Source organism: Halobacterium bonnevillei, assembly GCF_009831555.1.
GTDB classification, from domain to species: domain Archaea; phylum Halobacteriota; class Halobacteria; order Halobacteriales; family Halobacteriaceae; genus Halobacterium; species Halobacterium bonnevillei.
This window is the reverse complement of the sequence record NZ_WUUU01000001.1, coordinates 86,413-110,423: the sequence shown is the minus strand read 5'-3', so window position 1 is coordinate 110,423 and position 24,011 is coordinate 86,413. Positions and strand designations below refer to the sequence as shown.

Annotated in this window: 15 protein-coding genes; 9 read left to right on the top strand and 6 right to left on the bottom strand. The window is 58.5% G+C overall.

Features of this window, described 5'->3' with window-relative positions:
• The first annotated feature begins 2 nt into the window (after positions 1 to 2).
• The 6 genes from GRX66_RS00550 to GRX66_RS00525 all read left to right on the top strand — a co-directional run bounded on the left by GRX66_RS00550 (position 3) and on the right by GRX66_RS00525 (position 6,036).
• Positions 3 to 1,073 (top strand): DUF4350 domain-containing protein, encoded by a 1,071-nt coding sequence (locus GRX66_RS00550; protein WP_159524757.1) that lies wholly within the window; start codon positions 3 to 5, stop codon positions 1,071 to 1,073.
• Positions 1,066 to 2,034 (top strand): AAA family ATPase, encoded by a 969-nt coding sequence (locus GRX66_RS00545; protein WP_159524756.1) that lies wholly within the window; start codon positions 1,066 to 1,068, stop codon positions 2,032 to 2,034. Before GRX66_RS00550 ends, GRX66_RS00545 begins: the two co-directional genes overlap by 8 nt.
• Positions 2,035 to 2,226: 192 nt before the next feature.
• Positions 2,227 to 2,796, top strand: coding sequence for a metal-dependent hydrolase (locus GRX66_RS00540; protein ID WP_159524755.1), 570 nt, complete (start codon positions 2,227 to 2,229; stop codon positions 2,794 to 2,796).
• Positions 2,797 to 3,828: 1,032 nt separating this feature from the next.
• On the top strand, positions 3,829 to 4,050 hold the full coding sequence (locus tag GRX66_RS00535) for a hypothetical protein (protein ID WP_159524754.1): 222 nt from the start codon (positions 3,829 to 3,831) through the stop codon (positions 4,048 to 4,050).
• A gap of 112 nt (positions 4,051 to 4,162) precedes the next feature.
• The gene (locus GRX66_RS00530; RefSeq protein WP_159524753.1) at positions 4,163 to 5,446 is read left to right on the top strand and encodes a restriction endonuclease; all 1,284 of its coding nucleotides are present in this window, start codon (positions 4,163 to 4,165) and stop codon (positions 5,444 to 5,446) included.
• Between the two features lie 218 nt (positions 5,447 to 5,664).
• Complete coding sequence (locus tag GRX66_RS00525; RefSeq protein ID WP_159524752.1) at positions 5,665 to 6,036, top strand: HalOD1 output domain-containing protein; 372 nt, start codon at positions 5,665 to 5,667, stop codon at positions 6,034 to 6,036.
• Between the two features lie 101 nt (positions 6,037 to 6,137).
• Here GRX66_RS00525 and GRX66_RS00520 read toward each other — a convergent pair whose 3' ends face one another.
• The 4 genes from GRX66_RS00520 to GRX66_RS00505 all read right to left on the bottom strand — a co-directional run bounded on the left by GRX66_RS00520 (position 6,138) and on the right by GRX66_RS00505 (position 9,697).
• Complete coding sequence (locus GRX66_RS00520) at positions 6,138 to 6,551, bottom strand: hypothetical protein (protein ID WP_159524751.1); 414 nt, start codon at positions 6,549 to 6,551, stop codon at positions 6,138 to 6,140.
• A 248-nt stretch (positions 6,552 to 6,799) separates the two neighbouring features.
• A complete protein-coding gene (locus GRX66_RS00515) occupies positions 6,800 to 9,055 on the bottom strand; it encodes a hypothetical protein (protein ID WP_159524750.1) in 2,256 nt (751 codons plus the stop codon).
• A gap of 222 nt (positions 9,056 to 9,277) precedes the next feature.
• A complete protein-coding gene (locus GRX66_RS00510) occupies positions 9,278 to 9,490 on the bottom strand; it encodes a DUF2061 domain-containing protein (protein WP_159524749.1) in 213 nt (70 codons plus the stop codon).
• Positions 9,491 to 9,496: 6 nt separating this feature from the next.
• Entirely contained in the window at positions 9,497 to 9,697 is a 201-nt protein-coding gene (locus tag GRX66_RS00505) for a hypothetical protein (RefSeq protein WP_159524748.1), read from the bottom strand.
• 1,288 nt (positions 9,698 to 10,985) lie between these two features.
• Between GRX66_RS00505 and GRX66_RS00500 the strand changes: the two genes are divergently transcribed.
• Positions 10,986 to 11,156 carry a hypothetical protein gene (locus tag GRX66_RS00500; RefSeq protein ID WP_159524747.1) on the top strand — a complete coding sequence of 57 codons (171 nt, stop codon included), beginning with the start codon at positions 10,986 to 10,988 and terminating at the stop codon, positions 11,154 to 11,156.
• 17 nt (positions 11,157 to 11,173) lie between these two features.
• Here GRX66_RS00500 and GRX66_RS00495 read toward each other — a convergent pair whose 3' ends face one another.
• Positions 11,174 to 12,541, bottom strand: coding sequence for a PGF-pre-PGF domain-containing protein (locus tag GRX66_RS00495; protein WP_159524746.1), 1,368 nt, complete (start codon positions 12,539 to 12,541; stop codon positions 11,174 to 11,176).
• The gene (locus GRX66_RS00490; RefSeq protein ID WP_159524745.1) at positions 12,541 to 19,500 is read right to left on the bottom strand and encodes a PKD domain-containing protein; all 6,960 of its coding nucleotides are present in this window, start codon (positions 19,498 to 19,500) and stop codon (positions 12,541 to 12,543) included. Before GRX66_RS00490 ends, GRX66_RS00495 begins: the two co-directional genes overlap by 1 nt.
• Positions 19,501 to 19,758: 258 nt before the next feature.
• On the opposite strand from GRX66_RS00490, the gene GRX66_RS00485 reads away from it, so the two are divergent.
• Both GRX66_RS00485 and GRX66_RS00480 read left to right on the top strand, forming a co-directional pair.
• Complete coding sequence (locus GRX66_RS00485; protein ID WP_159524744.1) at positions 19,759 to 21,993, top strand: S8 family serine peptidase; 2,235 nt, start codon at positions 19,759 to 19,761, stop codon at positions 21,991 to 21,993.
• Positions 21,994 to 22,106: 113 nt separating this feature from the next.
• Positions 22,107 to 23,924, top strand: a complete 1,818-nt coding sequence (locus GRX66_RS00480) for a hypothetical protein (RefSeq protein WP_159524743.1) — start codon at positions 22,107 to 22,109, stop codon at positions 23,922 to 23,924.
• Positions 23,925 to 24,011: the final 87 nt, after the last annotated feature.

Sequence of the window (24,011 nt, the reverse complement as noted above, 5' to 3'; positions counted from 1 at the left end):
CGATGCGGGTCAGAGGCTACGAACTAACCTACCCACGGCTGCTGTTGGCGGCACTCGTCGTTGTCGTCATCTCGTCGGGGTTCGTCGGGCTGACCACTTCCGAAACGGCGTTCGGCTCCTATAATCCGGCCTGGGACGGCGCAAGCGAGGTCCGTACCCTGGCGGGGAACACGGGTGCGCAGACGGAAATCGTCCGCGACACTCGAGCATACGCCGACCAGTCCGGGGCCGCGACGACCGCGCTCGTCGTGTCACCCACCGAGGCCTATTCCGACCGGGACAGCGAACGCATCGCGGCCTTCGTCCGGAGCGGGGGCACACTTGTCGTCGCCTCTGATTTCGACGACCAGACGAACCCGCTGCTCGCCGACCTCGGGGTGACCGCACGATTCGACGGTCGGTTGATTCGCGACGAACGGCGGTACTACCGCAGTCCCGCACTGGCCGTCGCGCCGAACGTCGACGACACCGAATTGACAACTGACGTCTCACGACTCACACTCAACCACGGGACGGCAATCGACCCCGGAGCGAACAGTACGATCGTTGTGAACACGTCCGGGTACGCGTACTTCGACGCGAACCGGAACGGCGCACTCGACGACGCCGAGGAGCTCGGCGAACGCCCGGTAGTGGTCCGCGAATCCGTCGGCGAGGGGACGGTCGTCGCGGTGAGCGACCCGAGCATCTTCATCAACTCGATGCTCGACGTCTCGGACAACCGCGCGTTCGCTCAAAATCTCGTCAACGACGAGACGGTGTTGTTCGATTATTCCCACCGGTCCGGGATTCCGCCCGTGGTTGCGGTCGTCTTGACGATTGCTGACTCCCCGCTGCTCCAGTTCCTCAGCATCGCCATGCTGGTGGTCGTCAGCGCCGCGCTCTGGCGCTCGACCCGTATCCCCCTGCCGTGGAGGGATTCCTCGAGTCCGGAGATTGGTGAGGTCGGTCCGTCCGAGACCGAGCTTCTGGACCGCGTCACTGCTCGACACCCGGAATGGGACGAGTCGCGGGTCGAACGTGTCGCAAGAGGTATTATGCCGGACGCGCCGAAAGAAGACCAAGATGACTGATCCGGCTGGGGCGTATGCCGACATCCGAGACGAGATCTCCACGGTGCTCGTGGGGAACGAGGACGTGATCGAGCGGTTCACGATTTCGCTGTTGACCGGCGGGCACGTCCTCGTCGAGGGCGTTCCCGGCGTCGCGAAGACGACGGCCGCGAACGTGTTCGCTCGCGCGATCGGGTTGGACTTCACGCGTATCCAGATGACGCCCGACATTCTCCCCGCGGACATCACGGGCACGCACGTCTATCGGGAGTCGACGGGCGCGTTCGAACTGGAGCGAGGGCCGATTTTCTCGAACCTGGTGGTCGCCGACGAAGTCAATCGCGCAACGCCGAAAACGCAGTCCGCGCTGCTGGAGGCGATGGAGGAGGGGACGGTCACGATCGAGGGCGAAACCCTGGCCCTGCCGCAGCCGTTCATGGTGATTGCGACGCAGAACCCGATCGAGATGGAGGGGACCTTCGAGTTGCCGGAAGCCCAGCGGGACCGCTTCCAGTTCAAGTTGACCGTGGAGATCCCGGAGCGCGACGACGAGCGCGAGATCCTCGACCGATTCAACGACGATGCGACGCTGGGCCCGGATGCGATATCGCCGGTTCTCTCCCCGTCGGACGTCCTGGACCTCCGGGAGGACGTTCGGGCGATTCACGTCGCAGACCCGGTCAAGGAGTACATTCTCGACATCGTGGCGGCCGTCCGCGAGAGTACGTACGTCGACGTCGGGGCGTCGCCGCGCGCGAGTCTCGCGTTCCTCCACGCCGGGAAGGCCCGAGCCGCAATCCACGGCCGCGAGTACGTCATTCCGGACGACGTCAATGCGATGCTGGAACCGATCTTGAGCCACCGCCTCGTTCTCAGTACCGACGCGGGCCTGAGTGAGTTGACCGTCGAGGACGTCCTGGAGGACGCGCTGGTCGACGTGGAGACGCCGAGCGAACTCGACGCGAAAGCGCCCAATCCGTAGCGGCGTCCCTGCGGTCTACTCCTCGCTCTCTTTCGGATACTGTGCCCGTGGCAAGGCTTTCGAGGCCTCAACTCGCGTGGTTTACTCGAAGCCACGTCCGGCCACGTACCGAACGGAGCTGTACTACCAGAGAACGGTGGACCGCTCTCGGGATGGGAAGGTTCTCAAGAATCGGGCGTCAACACCGATTCAATGTGGCCATGGGGACATCTTGCGGTGGGATACCTCTGTTTCGTGCTCTACACGCAGTACAGCGACCGTAGCGCTCAAACCACGTTCACCGTCGCAGCTGTCGCCATCGGGTCACAGTTCCCAGACCTCGTCGACAAACCGCTGGCGTGGACGTTCGCGATACTGCCGTCCGGTCGGTCGTTCGCCCACTCGTTGCTGACGGCGGGAATCATCGTCCTCGTCGTTTACCAGATGAGCAGACGGTGGCACCACGAGGACACCGCTGTCGCGTTCGCCATCGGGTACGTAACGCACAGTCTCGCCGACCTCGGCCCGGACGTAGTCTGGGGGCTGCTGCGTGGGGACGGCAGCCAACTCGAGTGGACGACCTACCTCTTCTGGCCACTCCTCGAGGTGCCGCCATACCAGTCAGACTCCTCGTTCCTCGCGCATTTCGCGGCGTTCGCAGTTGACCCGTACGTGCTGTTCCAGTTCGGCCTCTCCGGTGTTGCACTGGCCGTCTGGGTCCGGAGTGGCACACCCGGACTGAGCGCAGTCTCACGACTGGTGGGCCGCTCGGAGCCGAGCTAACCGACACCGGGTGCGCAGCCCCCCTCCGTACGCGGATTACGCGCCCTCGGATTCAGGACCGACAGAACCGGACCGGAGACGCTCGGAACGATGTTGGTCCGTGTGCTGTCAAGGTCGTAGGTGTGCGTTCGGGACGAGCGGAATTCGAGGTCGCGTCGGCGAAATTGTCGCGGCTGACGAAGTGTTCTCCCTTGGTCGTGCGGTCAGTTCGTCTATGCATCCCGACGCGTCGGTGTCGGCCGGAATCTCCGGATTACCGGACTACCGGACGGCTTCGCTTCAGTGAGTAGCAGTCCCCGAGTCGGTGTACACGTTGACGTGGGAGGGTCGAATCTAGATCGCTGGAGACCGGCGTCTGGAGGGGCTTTGCCGCCGTCTGGCTATCGGTCAATTGGTGTTTTCGGGAATCGGGTTCGCGCAGGTGGTGCAGACGTCGTCTTGCCAGGGGACGGTTTTCTTGACAGTGCTTTCGGTGTCGCAAATCGGACAGTATTTCGTCTCAGCGGGGTCCTCGCCCATATTTTTCTCTCGCCATGAACATGATGGGGAAACCACACCTTAGTTAATGGTTACTTAATCTACGTTTTCGGGGGTCTGGCAGGCCCCGCCGGAACGACGATAACGGACGGGACCCCGGTTAGTCAACGACCTAGGTACTCGTTGCGACGGTTCTGGGTGGGAGGGTTCCAGTCAGCCGTAATCGTGGCTCTCCGTGCGATACACTCCAACGCGGAGCGAAGTGGCGTGGACTGCGACTTGAACGGGTCGTGATAGAGTTACCGTATGAATGGGGTTACTCATCTCCTCGCACATTGGTCTCGTGCCGGGGTTCCGGGGTTCTCGGGCCTTAAGACGTGCTTGTGGGGATTAGCGAGTTAGTTACTACAGCCGTTCGTCGCCTTTTTTAGATACTACGGTGGCGCTCGAACGTCCGTCAACCGACGATGCGATTCCGCGTGGGTCCGCGAAGAGGTGGGTCAATGGTTCGAGACCCGGGCTTTGCGGGCTCTCTGAGCGGAGGTTTGCGGACGGATGACTCGCTCGGCCGTCGAGGTGTTTGCGGTGTTTATGATGTTCGCGCTTTCAGTGATTCTGCACTTCGTCTGGATGCAGGCGTTCTTGAACGGGGGGCGGATCACGATCGCCATCGACATGTACGGCGAGATGTGGGTCGAGTACGCGCTGTGGGTCGTCGTGGCGGCCGTCGTCTCTGTGGGGTTTGCCGAATACTTGAACCGTGGATCAGGGCAGTAACCGAATCCAACCGTCGATTAATACGGCCAACTGTATTTCACTCATTTAGTGAAATTTCCGGGTTTGGATAGTTTAGAAAGGATTTTACGGTTGACACTCGCCCCGTTATAACGTGCCTAGGGATGGGGGTGCGAGGCGGTGGAGTGCCGCTGAACTTCGCGAGCACCTGGAGGCCTTGCCAGACCGGGCGTTCACGCAACTCGTCGCTGACCTCTGGCACCGGCAGGGATGGTCAGTCGAGGTCAGCGACAAGCCAACCGAGGCAGACATCCGTGTGACGAAGACGACACCCTATCCGAAGAAAGGACTCATCCAGATTGTCCCGGCAACCGAGAACTCACCAGTGGGGGTTTCGGCTATCGACGAGCTGGCGTCGCTCAAACGGATTGAACCGAGTACAGACGAGGCAATCATCGTAACCCTGCTCGAGGCGACGGATGCAGCCAGGTCTCGTGCGCGTGCGGAAAATGTGACACTCATCGATGGCGAAGACCTGGTGGCGCTCGTCGAGACAATCTCGGGATACGATATCGTCGACCACTACGTGGAGAAGGGAAACGGGGGTGACGCTGGTGAGTCGGCCGCGTCGGTGCCTTCAGCTCCAGACACGACCTACCGCCGGAGCCGCTCCATCGAGGGCAGACAAGGGCCCGCCCCGTCACGTACCCGGGACTTTGGAACGTATCAGGAGGCACCGGAGTACACCGCCCAGCAGGCGTTGGAGCGAGCGGCGACGACGGTGGAGCTTAATCCGAGCGATGCTGCCGAGTTGGGTGTGTTCGATGGGATCCAGTGGGACGTCGTCGACGCCTTCGAAGAACACAAACAGGAACTGGCGTTCATGCGGGACGACCTCCATCTGACGCGAGATTCCGTGCTCTTTGTAGCGGATCTCACTGAATACGCACCCAGGGCCGCGATTGTTGGGCGGCCGCAGGGCCGCGTGGCTGGGATGATTCGGCGCGACGTTCCTGACGACGCCTGGCTGGCGAGCACCGGCGCGGCAGCGTTGCGAGTTCAGTCGATCGTGGACCGTATTCACGAGTCAGTCGAACAGGCGGTGGTGCGGAAACGATCTGCTGGAGAGAACGGTGACGTGAAAGACCCGACGTTGCGGTATGTCATCGCTGGCGGGGTTGTGGGGTGGATGGGACTCGGGGGGTTGTTGCTTGCACCGGCGAGTGTGAGCGGGCGTCTGTTCACCGTGTTGCTGGTGACTATTTGGATTGGACTGCCGCTTGGGATCGTGGCCGACGCGATACAAACCAGAGTTTTGCTCGTTCGTCCGAAAGCAACGGTCCTGCTCGTTCTCGTATCCTTGATACCGTGGCTCTCCATCGTCGCGGGAGCACTGTATCTCTATCAACGCGAAACGATCAATTGGACGTCCGCGTAATTCTGCTGCCATTGGTTGCTCCATCCCTCGCGTTGCAAAGCGGCCGATGCGGAGGGGACGAACCCATTCGCATTAGTTATTTGATATATTGATATTGGGCGGTGGGCACAACAATCTATGTTTTTGGCTAAGTTTAACGAATAGCCCCGGTAATTTGGAGCGGTGATTATTTGATATGAAACAATAATTTAATCATCTGTTATTTCTCTTACTACCGTATGGCAAAGGGAGCGTTGCAGGTGTATCGGACGTGTACCCCAGTTGTGGATGTTACGTACGACGAGCAAAGCCCGGAGTTACCGACGAAAGTTCTCGTCGATGCGATCGCAGAGGCCAACAATTCCAGCCCGGTGGAAATGCCACCGCTGTACGAGTTTGTAGACCCCGACATGATTGAGAGCTTACTCGAACAGCGGGACAATCAGCCAAAACGAGAAATGGTTCTCGGATTTACAGTGAATTCGTGGAACGTGTTCGTGCGGTCCGACGGTCGAATTCGGATCTGTGACGGAACCCAGCACACAGACCCTCAGCCCGTGTTCGCTGGTAATTCGCTGGGGGACGCCCGCGCGAGGGATTCCGTCGACTAGTCGGCTCCCACTCGGTTGGAGGGCGGTCGACACTGCCGCCGGATATTTTGCCCGAATCCGCTCCTGCGGAAACTGCGCTCTCTAGGGTCTCGAGCACCGTTTCACTCAGAGTCGGTTTCTTCGTCCGGTTCCGAGCCGTAGGTCTTCTGCGGCGAGTCGAGGTCGACCGTGATGAGGTCCTGTTCGTCGTCCCATTCGGGCGAATATTGGGTTGTGACGTCCGGCAGGAGGTCGTAGCGCTCGAGGAACGCCTGGGCGGCGATTGTGCCGCCTGAGTCGGTCTTCGAAACGGTGTACGCGCCCTCGTCTGCGTCCTTGTCTTCGACCGGTTCGATGCCGACGCGGTTCGTCTCTCCGTCGTAGTACATGACTGCGCCGTCGTCGTCCGCGAAGTGGTCGTCGATGGCGGCCTGGTTCACGCCGATCGAGCCGGATTTCCGGATCGAAATCATCGGATCTGTTTCCGCGGGTCGTCCCCGACCGCTCCCGGCCTCGTCGAATTTTTCAAATCCCATGAAATTATATTTGATTTCCCCATATAAAATAATTCGGGCCTTTTCTATTTCCTTACCTTCGATAATACGATCACAATTTTCTTAGCCAATTGCGGGTCTCTGGTTCTCTCTTTACTCGCTTCTTTACTGTCCTCAGAAAGTTTGGTAGCTAACACAGATTCGGTATTGAGTGGTTTCGAAGGAAGCCGACTGTTCGGCCGCCATCGTTTGGGAATTACTCCGAAACCCGACGCTCTTTAAATCCCACGTTAATCCCGGAGTGCTGCAATCCCTGCGCCTATCGAGACTGTGACGAGCGTAATGCCGGCCCCGAACCCTGGAACCGGGACGCCGCCCGTTTCGGAGTCCGAGCCGTCGCCCAGAACGTCGCTTTTGTCCTGCACGGCCGGATCGTCCGGCGCGTAATCGTTCGAGTCGGCGACGCCATCGCCGTCGCTGTCCTGCTCGGTGGTCCGTGTGCGTTCCGTCGACTGCGAATTCGTCGTCCCCTCGGCCGCGGTAGTGGTCCCAGACGCTGCCGTCGTTGCGCTGTTCGCGTCTGTCGTCGCCGCTTCGGCAGTTGTCGTCCCGGACACTTCCGTTGTCGTCGTTGGCGTCGCCGTCTCTGTCGTCGTCGCTGTCGTCTGGGCCGTCGTCGTCGCTGATTCAGTGGTCGTGGTCGACTCCGAGTTCGACGTCACGGCGACTGTTTTCGCGGAGAGGCCCGAAATAGAGACGTCGTACGCTCCCGCTTCGTCGAGGACCGTCGAGAACGTCACTGTGGCCTGTTCGTCGACGCCCAGCGATCCGCTCTTCGTCGACACGACCTCGTCGTTGATGACGAACTCGGCCGTATAGCTGCCTGGGGTGTCCCCGACGTTCGTGACGGTTGCGGAGACGCTGAGCGACGACCCTGCTGACAGCTCCGTCGCCGACGGCGTCAACTCCGAGAACTCGAAGCGGGCGTCCTCCAGCGCCTCGGTGCGGACGCTGATGTTCTCCGGATTGAACTGCGCCGTTGCGTACGTCCGCTCGCTGGCGGAGAGCGTGAATCCGCCGGTCGCTGTCGCGTCGCTGTCTTCAGCGTTCACCTTGAGGTCGTAGGGCCCGGGGTTCAGGTGGAACTCAGCGTCCCCTTCTCCAGGTACTGTCTTTCCGTCCACGCGGTCGCCGTCGGTATTGTATACGTTGGCGTACCCGCCGCCGGCGTCGACCTCGACGTTCAACTGTGCAAACGTCATCGTTTCGGGCTCGGTTTCCCCGGCCGTCACGGACACCTCTCTGGAAATGCCGTTCGCCTCGGTAGCCACCGCCTCGTAGGTGTCGGGTCTGAGGTGGAAGGTGGCGACGCCGTCTTTGGGGACGGTTTTGCCGTCGATGCGGTTGCCGTCGTCGTAGATGTTCGAGTAGGATTCGATCTGGCGGTTTCCGACTTCAGCTCGCACCGTCAGCGTGCCGAAGGTGTACGTTTCTGCCTGCGTCGCGCCTGCAGTGAGCGAGAGGTCCTTGGTGACCGCATTCGCTTCTTGGACCGCGCCCTCGTACGTGCCGGGGGCGAGATGGAAGGTCGCGACGCCGTCCGCGGGCACGGTCTTGCCGTCGATGCGGTTGCCGTTCTCGTAGATGTTGGCGTACGACTCGATCTGGCCCTCACCGGCCTCAGCCGCAATCTCGACTGTCGCGAACGTCAGTGTGAGCGCGCGGGTTTCACCCCCGGAGACGGAGATCTCTCGGGTGACGGCGTTGGCCTGCTGGGCGGCCGCCACGTAGGTGCCCGGGTCGAGGTGGAAGGTGGCGACGCCGTCTTTGGGGATGGTTTTGCCGTCGATGCGGTTGCCGTCGTCGTAGATGTTGGCGTACGATTCGATCCGGCCGTTTCCGGAGTCAGCCGCAACCTCGACGGTGGCGAACGTCATCGTGACCGGCGTGGTCGTGCCGGCGGTCAGTGAGACGTCTTTGGTGACGGCGTTCGCTTCGGACGCCGCGGCCTGGTAGGTTCCGGGCGCCAGGTGGAAGGTGGCGACGTCGTCGGCCGGAATTGTCTTGCCAGAGATTCGATTCCCGTTCGTGTCGTAGACGTTGGCGTACGGTTCGATCGCGCCCTCCCCGGCCTCGGCGTCTATCTCCAGGGTCGCGAACGTGAGTGACACCGGCGTCGAGCCGCCCTGCGAGACCGAGACGTTCTTGCGAACCGAGTTTGCGCTCTGTGCAACGACTGTGTAGTCGCCCGCGGAGACGTCGAACGATATTGAGCCGTCGGCGCCCGCACTTCCCGATGCGACGCTGTTGCCGTCCTGGATCACCCTCACGTAGGCGTCTATCGGGCCGTCGCCGGCACTCACGTTGACGCTGATGGTTCCGGATTCCTGGACAGTGGCGGACTGGTTGGAGACCTGGACGTCTGCTGGGGTGGCAGCGCCGCTGACTGGCCCCGCGGAAAGTGTAACGAGCACAGCGACGCTCGCGAGTGCGATTCCGAGCGATAGCAGGAGCAGAGATGTGCGATTCCTGAAGTAACCGTCCATAGGGGCCGATGTGTAGTTGTGATTAAAATTCTACTGGAAGCATATATGTTTGCGACTGACAGAGTGTGCCGGCTCTCTCGACGCAGGACGCGTCCTGAAGTTAGAATTCCTACAATTATTGCCGGGCCGTCGTCGTCAAACACGTCTCTCGCACTCAGCAATTCGAAGTGTCGGGGAATTCGCTACTGCCAATCGGTGGGCAGCGTGGCCGGGTTGAGGCGTTCAATTCGGACTGTGACGTCCCCAGGTGATGTTGTTCCAGATGCGTTCCCAGACGTAGTACAATAGTGTTTTGCCGACGGCGGCGGTGATGCCGATTTTTGCGGCGGCGTCGAACGTCCCGGTGTAGAGGAACGCGATTGCGAAGACGAGTGAGGTGGCGAACACGCGGTAGGAGCCCGCTTTGGCGAGGGATCGGTAGTGAGCCTCCGTCATCGGTGGTCACTCGACGTAGCCGAGTTCTTTGAGTTGCTGGCCGATGCGTTTGGCTTCCTGCTCGGATATTTCGGTGTCGTCCTCCATTTCGCGCAGAACGAGGTGCTTGATGAACTCTTTGGGCGAACTGAACGGTTCGTCTTCGATGTACGCCTCGACGTCGGTGACGAAGTCCTTCTTCAGCGATATAGTCGTGTAATCCGACATACAGGGTCCTCGCCAGCCATCTAATTAAATGTTATTATGCGCAATGTCGGGGGGTCGGTCATCGTACAGCTATATCCCTGTGCTCATTGCCTTACCCCAATATACTAGTTCAGCAGTCGCTTATCACCGTGGTTTCGAGCGTCTTAAGAAGGCCGATCAATGGTGGAAAGCGTGTTAAAATCAATTTGCCTCTCCGAGCCGATTACATCATACTCCATCTTTTTTAGTATCCCACATGACATTAACGTCGAACGATAAGCCGGTGTTTAGGACCGTGCCAGTTGACGGTTCGAAACTTGCCGACCGTTGCTAGCAGTTGATTTCTTTCGATGGCTGGGACGGACAAATACCTACGAGATGAATCAAGTCGTCTCTTCGGATTGTCGGAAAACTTGGTTACGGAGCTAGTCAAACACACCGGGGTTGAGTCGATATATACCGGTGTTCCGTCCTCCCCCTCCTTGACAGCGCAGCGTTCCAAGCTCCCACATCGCTTGGAGCGTCTGGTCGATCATATCACCAGAGGGGGGATCGCTGAGTTCGGTTTGAACCGTCTCGACCGTGATGTCGTGTTTGTTGGCTTTGCCTACCCGAAGAGTTGTGTCCCAAATCCGGTCACGCTGTGTAACCATTGAGATAAATAACATATCCACGAGTATGTAATGGTTTTGTTGATAGTTGGGGATTTCGAGATGAAACTCCAAGACAGCGTTCAATACGTTCTTTCACGCGAAGTTTTCGTCCCGCTTTCTGCTCCCTGAAGCTTCCATCCAATACTAGCGAACTCGCACTCCCAATTTCCCCGTATCCCTCGCCAGTTGACGGGTTACCTCCCGTCGACTGCTGTTCCAAATCTACGTCCTTGAGGTCGGGCGTCGAACAATACAATGACCGAGACCAAAGCTTAACACCCGGAACCACACGTATTAGACTAATGAAGCGACGGAGGGCATTGCTCGCTGGTGGCGGACTTCTTTCACAATTGTTGGCCGGCTGCACGACGACTGGGAGTGAAACGACAGCCCGCCAAACGCAATCACCGACCCCGACTTCAGCAACCACCGATGAAACTCCGTCTGAAACCAAAGCCGGAATTGACTCCTATCGCAGTGCGTTTATGGCTTTTCTGGCTGCCTCCTCCGCGGAGGTTGACACTCTTACGGTTGACAAAGATGCGAACGTCGTAACGCTCCGATATATTACGGACCAAACGGGGTACGAGGACATTGGTGCGGAAGTCGGAACGATCGCTGGTGGATATTTCCGCCAAATCTCGAATGGGTGGTCGATGGATCGACTCAACGCCACGATTTTGACGCCGAACGCGGACCCGACTGCTACGTGGCACGCTGAAACGGCCTGGTTCGAAGCGTACCAGGACGGGGAAATAGAGGCCGAAGATCTCTCGTTCCGGGTTCTGGATACACTCGAACCAATTAGAACATCAACCGAAAAATGAAGTCCGTAGGAAGCTAGTTAGCTCCCTCGACGCGAATAGTACAGTAATGCAGCGACTACCAGTATCACGACACCCCCTGCGACTAAGTTCGTGGGGAACCCGTCGCTGGACGACCCGGGAGTTGTCGGTATCACGGTTGTGGCCTCCTCGGTGGTTTCTTCAGAGTCCATGTCCGTCGTCTCAACTGGCGCCGTGGTGGTTTGGGATGTGGTTTTCGGTTCTTGAGCGGTATTATACCCGATCGCGTACACCGAGAAGCCGGGGCTAGAGGCTGTAAAGACGTAAGTGTCCTCACGCTCTTCGCGAACCGTTGTTGCAAGCGTCGTCCATTCAGAGTCCCCTTCATCCAACCGGAAGAGGCGAACACCTCTCGGGGTTATCTCAGCTTCCTCGATGCGGGATTTGGATACCTCGAACGTGTACGTCACTTCGTTGAGGTCCGGGTCTTGGACATCAGCTGTAATTGTGAAGTATCCAAGCGAAGCCGCCTGTTGACTCTCTTCGATCGCAGGCGTCCCTTCTGGAACCTGTTCACTCCGATCGATGGAGACACTCACGTTTGTCGCAATCCGAGCGTTCACGGAGACACCTGAGAGCTGCGTGCCTGTTGAGTTATCTACGTCTGTCCGAGGCAGGGTCACGTCGGTCGGCGTGTTCGCTGACAGGTTTGTGATGCTGATGGCGACCTGGTTGGGTGACGGCTGCGAGACTGTTGTTTGCAGCGGCCCAGTCGGTTTCTCGGTGTCACCCTCTCCGGCGCCACCACCACCGCCACCAGGTCCGGTGCCGCCGCCACCAGGTCCGGTGCCGCCGCCACCAGGTCCGGTGCCGCCGCCACCAGGTCCGGTGCCGCCGTCGGACCCGTCATCACCATCACCATCTTCGGTCGATGATTCCGTTACTGTGAGCGTCTCAGCACGGCTTGAATGTGGCACCGAATTCCCATCAGTATCCGATAGCGTCTCCACATCCATCGACATCGCAGTCGCGTCAGTGGGCTGTTCACCAGTTATATCTAGTGCTGCGAGTGCGAGCGCCCCGTCTGGCGTGTCTGTCTCACTCGTGTAGCCGACGACTGTCAGTGTCCCACTCTCTGGTGTCGACGTCGAGACGGTGAAGTGGTCGGTGTCAGATGCGTCAATCGAGACAGCACTGGCATTGTACGTGATGTTGATTTTGAACGCCCCAATGTCGTCTCCAGCAGCGACATTTTCGACAACGAGTGGGCCATTCGCAGTGACGCCATTCTCAACAGTGTCCGGGGCGTCAATACTCACCGTCGGCGTGCTTTGGGCCGCCGTTGGCACAACGAACGCAACACTTGGTGCGGCCACTACCGCAAGCACAACACAGACCGTTAGTACACTCCTCAAGCGAGCGCGCATCAGGCATCACCCTCCTGATAGTCCGCATCACGCGCTCCGTCGGCGTATTGGGCGATCATCATGGCGTCAACGACTGTGACCTCGCCATCATTGTTGACGTCCCCGTAGCTCGAGACAGCCTCGTTGTTCGCGATTGCGTCGGCGATTGCGGCCGCGTCGTCAGCGGTGACCGAGTTGTCGCCGGTCACTTCACCCAGTTTCTTACCGTCGTACGTAATGTTCACCTGGACGTCGCCATCGGATTTGATTTTGATCGTCGATGGGCCACCATTTTCACCGGCTGTGTACGTCCAGTTGGACGTATCCGCACCGTCTACTGTGATGGACGGTTCGGCACCCGCTTGAACTGCCCGTTCGGTCGTCTCGTTGAACGCAACAATCATCGTGCCACCCGAGGACGCGATGTCGAACGTCCGCCGGATTTCTTCGGCGGCAGTTGCGTTTGCTGTCTGCTCGACGATTCGGGCCGGGGTTCCTGACTTCACGGCCATCTCGTCGCCCGTCCGCGCAACGACCATCGGTTCAGTCACGGTGTCCGGCTGGACAAACGTGACGTTCGCAGTCTCGAAGTTCGCAAGTGACACGTTCAGGCTCCGAGCGGTGTCTCCGCTAACCACCGAAATTTCGTGGTCACCGGTTGACAGCTCCGTGCTTGTCGATGCGGTGTTTGTCGCGACCTGCGTCCCATCGATGCTGATATCAGCGGCCACCGGTGATGCCTGCTCGTCGACGACATCAATGTTGACGTCGCCGAGTCCAGTCGCGGTCAGCGTTTGGCTGGTGCGGACGTTGAACGACTCATTGTACATCGGACGGATGTCTGCGGTCACGTCGATGTCGCCAGGTGACCCCACATCAACGTCGACGGTGTAGGTGCGACTCGACCCCGCAGGGACGTCGCGTGCGAAGACGTAAATGGAATCGCCATCGGTGAGGGTGCTGGTATTGACTTCCGAGAGGCGAGTCCCTAGCCGGTTCTCGCTTACCGTCTCCGTTCCGGCGTACGCGGTAGCATCAAGCGTTGCGGAGGCGTTGAACCCGCCTCTGATGGGGATCTCGACTATCGGGCTCAACATGTTCGACTCACCGTTGTTGGTGACGGTGACAGCCATCGTCTGATCATTGCGGGCACTGAGCTCGTCGTCGCTTGCCACCGACACTGAGAACGGTGGTGCCTGCGTGCCAATGCTATTCCCGCCCGTGTCGAGGGCGGTGCTTTCGAGCGTCGCCAGTGACTGCGAGGTGCCACTCCGTGCTTGCTCGGTGTCCTCGTATTCTTCCCGGTTGACGAGCTGTTCGTTTCGGATTGCGGTAACGACCGTCCCGGTCCCCGTCGCATTGACGGTGACTGTCTTCGTCACCGACCCTTGCCGGAGTTTCTTCCGTTCGTCAGCTGTTAGTGAGATGCGCGCAACCGAGTTCGATTCGTTGACGGTGACTTCCTTTGTCAAGGCGGTCGTACCGTTCTCGTAGTTGATGTCAATGGTAACCGTTCTATCGACGGTGCCGAGCCCTTGCCCGATTTCTTGGAGTGCACGGATGGAGATCGCGGTGGCTTCGGTGAAGCCCCACGACCCTTCATCGTCGTAGACGCCGACGAGATACTCGCCGCCCTTCTGGATGGTTCGGTTATCGGCAGTGTAGCCGGTGCTGTTGAGCGCGAGTAGCGCGTACGCGGTTGCCTGACTGGTGGTACCCGTTGAACTCCAGTACGAAGACCGATCTTCAACCCATTTGCCAGTTGGTGCTTGGGTCTGGAGCAGGTATTCGACGCCGTCGTCGATAGATTCGTTCGCGCGGGTACTGAGCGTTTGATTATCCAGGCCGGATTCGACGGCCGTCTGGAGACCCCAGACTGCAATTGCGGTCGATTTTGCGTTGTCGTCATTCCACGATCCGTTGTCTTCCTGTGTCTCGAGGAGATACTGGGTCGCATTGCGGCGCACCGCTGTTGCGACCGACTGGGTGGACTCGTTGAACGGCTCCGCTTTCTCGATCGTAACGAGCGTATAGCCGGTCATAGCCGGATCGTCGTCCAGGAAGTACCCGTCACTCTCGATTGCACCGTCGTCGGTCTGGATGTCTCGAATCCAGTGGATCGTCTGGTTGTAATCGATTGCGTCGATGCTCGTCGAGATGTCCTGGGCGTACGGGGAGACCGCACTCGCAGTTGATGCAGTTCCCGAGTTCGTGCCGTACGCTTCGTCGTTTCGGACTGATGCGGACCCGAACAGCGCGTACATCGTGTAGAACCGGTCTCCGCTGGGACTGTTGCCCCACATGCTCCACGCTCCATTGTCATGTTGAGCGTTATCGCCGCTTGACAGTCGCTCCATCCCGATTGCGACTGACTTATTCACGCGGTCACGGTCGTAGTCGCCCGGGGAGATGCGGTCACGGTAATACTGGTCGGTGTGAAGTGCGGCGAGCATCGGTGACGTGGTCTGCTCGACGCACCCATACGGATAGCTGAAGAGGTACTCGAGACCTTCTAAGGTCCGTCCTTCGAAGCCGGCTTGCACGGAGAGGGTAATCTCGTGGTCGAAGGTGCTCTCATTCCGGACGATGAGTTCTCCGGTTGATGAGTTCGAATCGCCGCCAGAGACGACCGCTGCTGCTTCGTCGGTAACCCGGATTTTCGGAATGATGACCGTTGTCGTGTCGGAGTTCGTCTCCGACTCATTGCGCGCGGTAGCCGTTACGTTGATCTGGTAGTCGTCACTGGGGGTTGTCGCTTTGACTGTCCAACGCTCGGATCCGCCCCAACGACTCGACTGATCGGTCTTTGTGCGTGACTCCCCATCCGCTAGCTCAAGGCCATCTGGCAGTTCGATTGAGAGGTTAACCTCTGTCTCCGTGTTCGTGTCGTAGCTGCCGTAGACCGTGAACGTACTCCCGTTTTCGACCTCATATGGTGCGTTGACATAGTCCATTGAGAGCTCGAACGGCCGGATTCTGACTGAATCCGTGGACCGGTTGTTCTCGGGGTACTGCGGATCAGTGAGTACGGTGGCGTTGATTTGGTAGTCACCACGTTCGCTGTAGGTGTATTCGATTGTCTGGTAGTTCCGCTCACCCGCCCCAAGTTCGGCCGCGGAGAGGTTGATCTCCTTCGTTGTTCCATCACCCATCGAGACAGTGACGTTGTGGGGCTGTTTAGCACCTGCTGAGCCCTCATTCTCAATTGTTACATCCACTTCATGCTGATCGCCGATCACGCCCCGATAGTACGAGTACACGTACGTCTCGATGTCAGTGAAGGTCGCGACGGTGTCGGCGGCGTCGCGGTTGTTCCTTTCGTTGGCCTCTGGGATCTCGTCGCCGGGATCGGCAGTGGCACGCAAGTCAATGCGGCCGTTGTAGTAACTGGATGGGTCCAGTTCCTGGTCTGCCCAGGTTGTGATGTTCCAGGTGAGGGTCTTCGATTCCGACGCGTTCAGCGTCACTGGGCCGAGCGTTGCTGACGTCTGTTCGTCGCGGGTGTAATAGTAGTCGCCCTGGGCCTCTACTGACACGTTCACGCCGGGGGTTTTGATTCCTCGCTCGTTGGTAACGGTGACGTTCATCAGCACGCCATCTTGGATGCGCTGTTCAGCTGGCGTGTTGATACTTACTGAGATATCACCGTCGACTACCTCAACGGTAGCTGTTCTCGTGAACAGGGGTTGGCCGTCCCCGTTCAGAGCACGGACTTCTGTAGTGTAGTTGCCGGCGGATGAGTAGAGATGTGTCGTAGTGTTCGCCGTTGTAACTCTCGTCGATCCGTCACCGAACGACCACTGGTAGGCAACTGGGTCGACACCTGGGGAGGTGGTGGTGGCGGTTAGAGTTACTTCGGTTACGTTCGTCAACGCTGGTGAGGGGGAAGCGGCAAGCTCACCGTCCGCTCGCTGGACGGATATGGTAATCGTGCGCGTGAAGAGAACGGTTTCATCACTGCTGAGTGCGGTGACGGTTGCTTCGTACTCGCCAGGTTGGCTATACGTGTATGTTGTCGCATTGCTACTGGTGACGTCGCTGTCACCGTTGCCGAAGTCCCATTCGTAGGCGGCTGGAGTGACGCCCGGCGTGACGTTCTCGACTTCGAAGTTGACGTCGGTCCAGTTAGCGTATGGATCGTTCGGCGTTGCTGTTGCATCGCCGCTAGCGCGCGTGATAGAGACAGTTTCGGATTCTACGACGAGCGTCTCCCCTTGGTCGTTTAGTGCGGTGACGGTTGCTTCGTAGTCGCCTGGCTCGGTATAGGTAAACGTCGTCGTGTTTCCAATCGTCGTAATGTTGTTGCCGTCACCGAATGTCCATTCGTATTCCGCCGCGTCGATGTCGGCAGTGACATTTGTCAATTGGAAACCGATCGCCGTGTAGTTAGCGTACCCCGTAGTCGGATCTGCAACGAGGTCACCGTTGGCGCGAACGACAGTAACGGTGTGCTGTGTCGACTCGGTGAGCCCGTCTTGGTCGGTGACAGTGAGTGTGACGTTCCGCTCGCCGACGAACTCAGTGAACGTGTGCTGTGTAGTCTCGCCCTTGTCGTCCGTGGTGCCGTCGCTATCAAAGTCCCACTCGTAGCTCGCAAGCGGGTCGTTATCAGTGCTTGCGGACGCGTTGAATGTGACCGTTTCGCCGACCGTTGGCTGGGTCGGAGTCCAGGTGAATGCTGCCGTGGGGCGGCCTTCCTCGAGTACGTCAATGGTGGTTTGCGTATCGAAGAGGACGTCCCCGGTGTTGGTGACCGCCGTCGCGGTGAGTGTGTAGCTGCCGGACTGCGAGTAGGTGTGGGTGGTCGCGTTTGAAGTTGTTGTCTCCGTCGTTCCATCACCGAACGCCCACTCGTAGTGCTCAATGTCGTCACTGACTTCTGGCGTGACATCCGTCACCGTGGCGTTCATTTCCGTGACGTTAGCGCGAATCGGAGCCGGTTCGGTCGTTACCTGGCCGGTTGCCCGCTCGATGGTAACCGTCGTCACGGCGGAGACAATGATATCACTGTCACTATCAATCCCGTATGCGATTACCTCGTGTTCGCCGGTTTCAGCGTAGACACGCGTTGTCGAATTCGAAGCCGTCTCGCGGGTTGTTCCATCGCCGAAGTCCCACTGGTAGTGATCGATATTCGACCGTACCGATTCCGAAACGTTCGCTAATTCGAGCGATACCGTCGTCGAGTTAGCAAACCCACTTGTGGGAGTCGCCGTTAGATCGCCAGCCGGTTGTTGGACCGTGACTGGTGTCTCTGCTTTGAACAGGCGGCCGTGCTGGCTCTTCACTGAAACCGTCGAAGTGAACGAACCGCTTTGGGTGAAGACGTGGGCGGCTTCATTGCTCGTCGTCGTTCTTTCAAAAACACCGTCGCCATCGAAGTCCCACTCGTACGCCGTCGGAGTGATTCCGTCGGTGTCGGTGGTCGCAGTGTAATTCACCGCTGTCACGTTCGTGTACGCGGTGTCCGGTGACGCGGAGAGCGACCCTTTTGCCCGCTCGACTGAGATATCGATCGTATCGGTGAATACCGGTCCACCATCACCGCGTGCCGTGACTGTGATTGTAAAGTTCTCTGCGCTGGGATACACATAACTTGTTTCGTTTGCGTCGGTGGTCTCTGTCTGTCCGTTCCCGAAGTCCCACTCGTAAGTGAGTGCGGACTGATTGACCGGTTCCGACGCTTCTGCAGAGAGATCCAGTGTCGTCCAGTTCACGACCGCTTGAGTCTGGCTGGAGTCTAGTGTGCCGCTGACGGTTTCAACGGTTACCGTCTCGTTGCCAGTGACGACGGTTGTCCCGTTGTTGTAGCCGGTGACTGTAACGTTGAACGCACCATCCTGATTGTATACGTGGGCAGTGGTCGGTGACGAGGTACTATCGAGAGGTGTTCCGTCATCGAAGTGCCATTCGTATTCATCAACGTGAAGGTTGTCCGTGTTGGGTAACTCGAAGTCGACAGTTGTGGCGTTCACGTAGCCAGTTGTGGGCGACGCGGCGAGATCGCGCTCAGTTTGTGAAACGGTAATGCGTTTTGCGTGGGTGTCTTGGAATCCGCTGTCATCCGTAACGGTGAGTGTGACGTTGTACGTTCTTGGGACGCCGAATCGGTGAGTTACGGTATCGCCCTCGGCGTCAGTCTCTCCGTCACCATCGAAGTCCCATTCAACGCGTTCGATGGTTCCGTTGTCGGTGCTTTGATTCTCGAAGGTAATTTCTTGGCCAGCTTCGGGATTCGTAGGTGTGGCTGTGAAGTCAGCTTCCGGGGGGTTTTCGACTGCGCCTACAGTGACTGTCGCTGTATCAGTATCAGTTTTGCCCGCGGCGTCAGTGACTGTCAGCGTGACTGTGTAAGTCCCGTTTTCGCTGTACTCGTGAGTCGGAGAGACGCCGGTGGCGTTTTCGGTGTTGTCACCGAAGTCCCATTCGTAGGTGATTAGTTGTCCGTCGTCGGTGGATTCGGATCCGTCGAATGTGACCGGTTCGTTTTCGAGGGTTTGGTAGTTGGAGCCGGCGTTAGCGGTCGGCGATTCCGTATCGTCGAACGCGAGATCGAGTTCGGAGTTCGTTCCAGATTGGAACTCATCGGTCGTGTTCGCTTCGAGGCTGCCGACGAAGAACCGAACTGTGCTGCCGTTCTCGCTGGCGTTGACCACGAGTTTCTCATCAGATACTTTCGGCCCGCCATATGAGCCAGGGGTATCGACGGTGATTTGACCTTTGACCTCACCGTCGATTAGGGCCGTAATAACCGTCCCCGCTGGCGCGGGCTGGCCGTCGATTGTCACGTTGCCGTAGTAGGATTCAGGTGCATCAGGCGGGTCGTCGTCCGTTGCATTCGTATCGGTTTGTAGAGATGGGTCCTGTACCTGTGTGTTAGTTGTTATCACTGAGGGAGTTGTGGCGGCGCCGCTAACTGGCGCGGCGATGAGGATGATCGCGAACATGACCGCACCGATTGTTTGCCAGTGTCGCGTCATGTTAGCCATCCTCCCCGAATCGAGTCCGTCGCTCTAAGCCCCCAATAGTTAGCTTTTGCCACTGGATAGACATAGTTACAGTCAGAATCGGCAATCAGGATAAAATCATTGGATGTTTTAGTATACATTCTCTTTAACGCAATCCTAACAGGGTTTAATACTGTCCTAACCACCATTTCAATAAAGTTATTGACATGGGGTCAAGGGGATGAAAATTTCAGTAAAGAATTATTAATGTCCACTAATGCATTCATCCGTATGGCTTCGCGTAGAACTGCATTGGCGGTCTTTCAGGTGCTCTTGCTCGTTGTGTCGGCAGCCAGTATCGGGATGGCTGCCGGTGCATCGGTGACCACTGAGACTGCAACGGGGGAAACAGCACTCTCTGTTAATGGGGAGGTAACCAACCAAATCTCATCCGCGGACGGCGACGCCGCACCGATACGCGCTAACCTCAATAGTGACACAACCGACACGATTATCGTCAAGTTAACCGAGGCGAACATCCCTGAGGGGACACCGCCTGCAGAGGCCCAACGCTTGCTCAAAGACCACGCAAAACAGACACAGCAAGCTGCCGCGAGTGTGGCATCAAACAACGCGGGCATGTCCATCAAACAACGCCTCTGGCTCACGAACGCAATCGTCGTAGAAGTACAGCCAGGCGCGGACATCTCTCAACTGGCAGCAGCAGACGGCGTAACTGAGATTCGAGATAATTTCGAAGTATCCCTCCCCGGTGATCCAGGAACGTCTTCAGACGTTTCCAGCACCGACGTCACCGCAACCCAGACCGGGTATAACGCGACCTATGGTCCTGAACAAATTAACGCGACAGCAGTTTGGGACCAGTACGGCACGATGGGGGAAGGGGCCAAAGTAGCCGTTCTCGACACCGGCGTTGACGGTGACCACCCAGCAATCGAAGAATCACTCGAAAAATTCGCTGAATTCGGTCCGACCGGTGACATCACGGCTTCAGGTGTAGATGAAGCACACGACACCGGTGGGCACGGTACGCACACGAGCGGCATCGTTGTCGGGGACAACAGTAATGGTGAATACATCGGCGCAGCGCCGAACGCAACCCTCTACCACGGCCTGGTGTTAGACGGAGGCAGCGGGACGTTCGCCCAGATCGTCGCCGGCATGCAGTGGGCCGTTGCCAACGACGCGGACGTTACCAGTATGAGTCTGGGTGCGACCGGCCACTTCGATGAATTTATCGCCCCAGTGCGCAACTCCGAACGGGCCGGGACCGTCGTCGTCGCCTCTGTCGGAAACGCTGGTCCTGGAACTAGTGGCTCACCCGGGAACATCTACGAAACACTGTCCGTCGGTGCAACAGACGCCAACGGAGAGATCGCCTCGTTCTCAAGTGGCGAAGTCGTCTACAAATCGAACTTCAGTAGTCCGCCACCATCGTGGCCAAGTAGTTACACTGTCCCGGACGTCGTCGCACCTGGCGTGAGCGTCCTCAGCTCGGCTCCAGACGATGACTACGCTCGGATTTCCGGAACGAGCATGTCAGCGCCATACGTCTCCGGCGCTGCAGCCCTTCTGGTGTCCGCAGCCAACAATAATCCGTCTGCAGACCTCCTGAAGTCATCGCTGCAGGAGACAGCCAATGCACCAGCTGGGGCCGACCCGACACGGTATGGTGATGGCATTATCGACGCGCTTGCGGCAGCGGACCGCGTCGTGACTGACCAAAACGTCAGTGTACGGGTCAACGACCTATCCGAGCCGTACCTTGAGCCGGGAGAGAACTTCACTGCGAACCTCCGGGTGTCCAACGTTGACTCGGTTAACGTGACGCTCAACTCGAGTTACTCGAACCACCAACTGGCAGACCAATCGAGTGTGACCGTCTACGTCAACGGAGTCTCGTCAGGATCCGGACTGCCGGCCAACCTGAGCGTCAGCCCGACCGCTTCGACGGACGACTTCACGGTCAGCATCGCGGTCGACGAACAACGGGCCACGCCCGCATTCGACGTTACGTTCGAGAATCACTCTAGCGGTGACTCCCTGACGGCGACCCAACAGCTGAAAGTCCACCCCGACCCGCTAATCGTGGAGGACACCGCAAACGAGTCCGAGATCAACAACGTCCTCTCATTCGCTGCACCAGGCACCACAGTTCGCTTCGAAGGAGGAACGTACACACTCAATAACACACTGCAGGTTCCCTCTGAACTCCGCATCGAGAGCAACAGCTCCGCGAACGTCGTCTTTGACAGCGAGGCCACGGAAGCCGTGGTTCTCAACGACGGAGCCACCCTGGCCGATGTCGCTGTTGAGGGGAACTACTCCACAACGGACGATACTGGGGTTGTCGCCGCTGGAAATCAACGACTGTTGAGAACGTCCGTATCTCGAAAACCGCATACGGCGTCTACGGCCTGTTCGCAGACGATATTGAACTCCGCCAGCTGTCGATCTCGACGACGTCAGCTGGTGACGCAGAGTTCCCAATCGGTGTTGCACTAAATAACGTAGCGGATACGACTATCGCGGGGACGAGCATCGCCTCTTCCAACAACCGGAATGCGACCGGGATGTTGGTCAGAAACAGTGTCGGGACGACAATCACCGATACGTCCGTGTTGGCTGACGCGCCCGATGGTATTTCCGCTGCGGCAGACGCAGTCGAACTCATCGGAACAGATGAGACGATAATCCGAGAGTCGTCGCTGACATCTGAAGCTGGTAGCGCTCTGCGGACGCTCGGTGCAAGTGAAACGGTCGTTAGAAACACCACGCTTGAGGGGTCGAACGTCTCCGCGGGCGTAACCGGAACCGTCTTCGCTGAGGCGACCGGGTACTCCGTCTCGTCGGACACCCTCGATACCCTCCTCGATGCGACAGCGACCGAACACACCACCGAAGTTGCGGGCCAGACCGTCACGGTCCACAACCTCCAGCACCTCTCAGCTGACGAGTACCACGCACTGTCCGGAATCACAAACCAGACGGGTGCTGACGACATCGCCGCTCAGTCCGTTGATATGGCCAGCTCGGCCATCCAGGAGATGAATGCAACCGAGCGGGTCGAATACGCGAACGAGACGCTTTCTGACATCTCCCGGGAAGACATTGAAGCGCTCCAGAGCGCAACCCAGGAGGTCAGCACCTTCACCCACCAGTCGCTTCAACTCCAAGATAGCACAGTCACCGGCGAGTACGCCCCCGTAATCGCCCTCGACGCTGACCTTCGGATGCAGAACACGTCAGTTACAGACTCCTCGTACTCCAAGTGGGGCGTCTACGCCGCGCAGTCGGACGTCTACATCGAGGACAGCTACATCAACCCGACGGCGGGCGATGTCAGCTACGAAGCTGGCATCTACAACTACGGGTCGTACGTTACTGTGAGGGATTCGTCAATCGTCGCCACCACAGGCATTGAAACCTACGCCGGAGAATACTTCGGCGGAACGTACGCCGAACGCGTCAACTTTGAGGGTAAAACCGGTATGACCGGATTCGGAGGATCCGCTAACGCCTACCGGAGCGTGTTCAACACGACTCACTACGGCATTACGCAACCCTACAGTGACTCCTACCGCAGTGAGTTCAATTCCGCAGTCGGCATCCTCGCCGAGGAAACCTACGCACAGTATAACAACTTCGAGGATACGTCCCTCGCCATACAAGCCCTCGATGGGTATGAAAGCTCAGCGCGGATGAACTGGTACGGCGACGTCCGCGGTCCGAGCACCACCGTCGAATCCACAGGTGGCGCGATCGTAAGTGACATCGAATACGACCCATTCCTTACTGCGCCACCGGCCGAAGCCAATCTCTCAACTGAGGGCGGTGAAAGCGAGCAAGGCATCGGAACTCAGGCGTTCGCAACGGACGTCGTGATGGAACCCGGCCAAGCATACAGCTTCGCCGTTCCTGGCCCAACGGAAGGGAACCTCAGCCAGATGTTCAACGACTTCAACGGCGTAATCTATGGCTTTGACGCTGAGAGCCAGGCCTGGTATCAGATTACGCCCGGCAACGACGAACAGCTTGACGCGCTTGATGCACTCCTCGTCGTGCCGGACACGACCGCACGGGCTGTCATCGACTTCGAAGACAGCGACGACCCGACGAAAGTCCCCGCCGCTCGTGACATGCACGAAGGCTGGAACTTCGTCGGGGCACCTCAATACGGAAACGCCGAGGATGCCTTTGCGGCGTCGTCGGCTGATCCCGCACGTGTCGTGAACGTCTACGAGGACCCGTTCAGTCAAATCTCGTACAGTGATGATTACTGGACGGTGTACACGATGGGGAGCACTCAAACCGCACCGGAGGTTAGCGCATTCTCCGGGTACTTCGTGTACGCAGAGGACAACGGTACGATCGCCGCGAACATCCCCAGGGGGATTTCCATCGAGCGATTCATAGAATCCATCAACACGTATTGATGAGATCGGGTCACGTAATCAGACCTGCGTAGCCCCCTTCCGGAGTACGGAGAACCATACAAACTTTTGACGTACCACTGCCTGGCT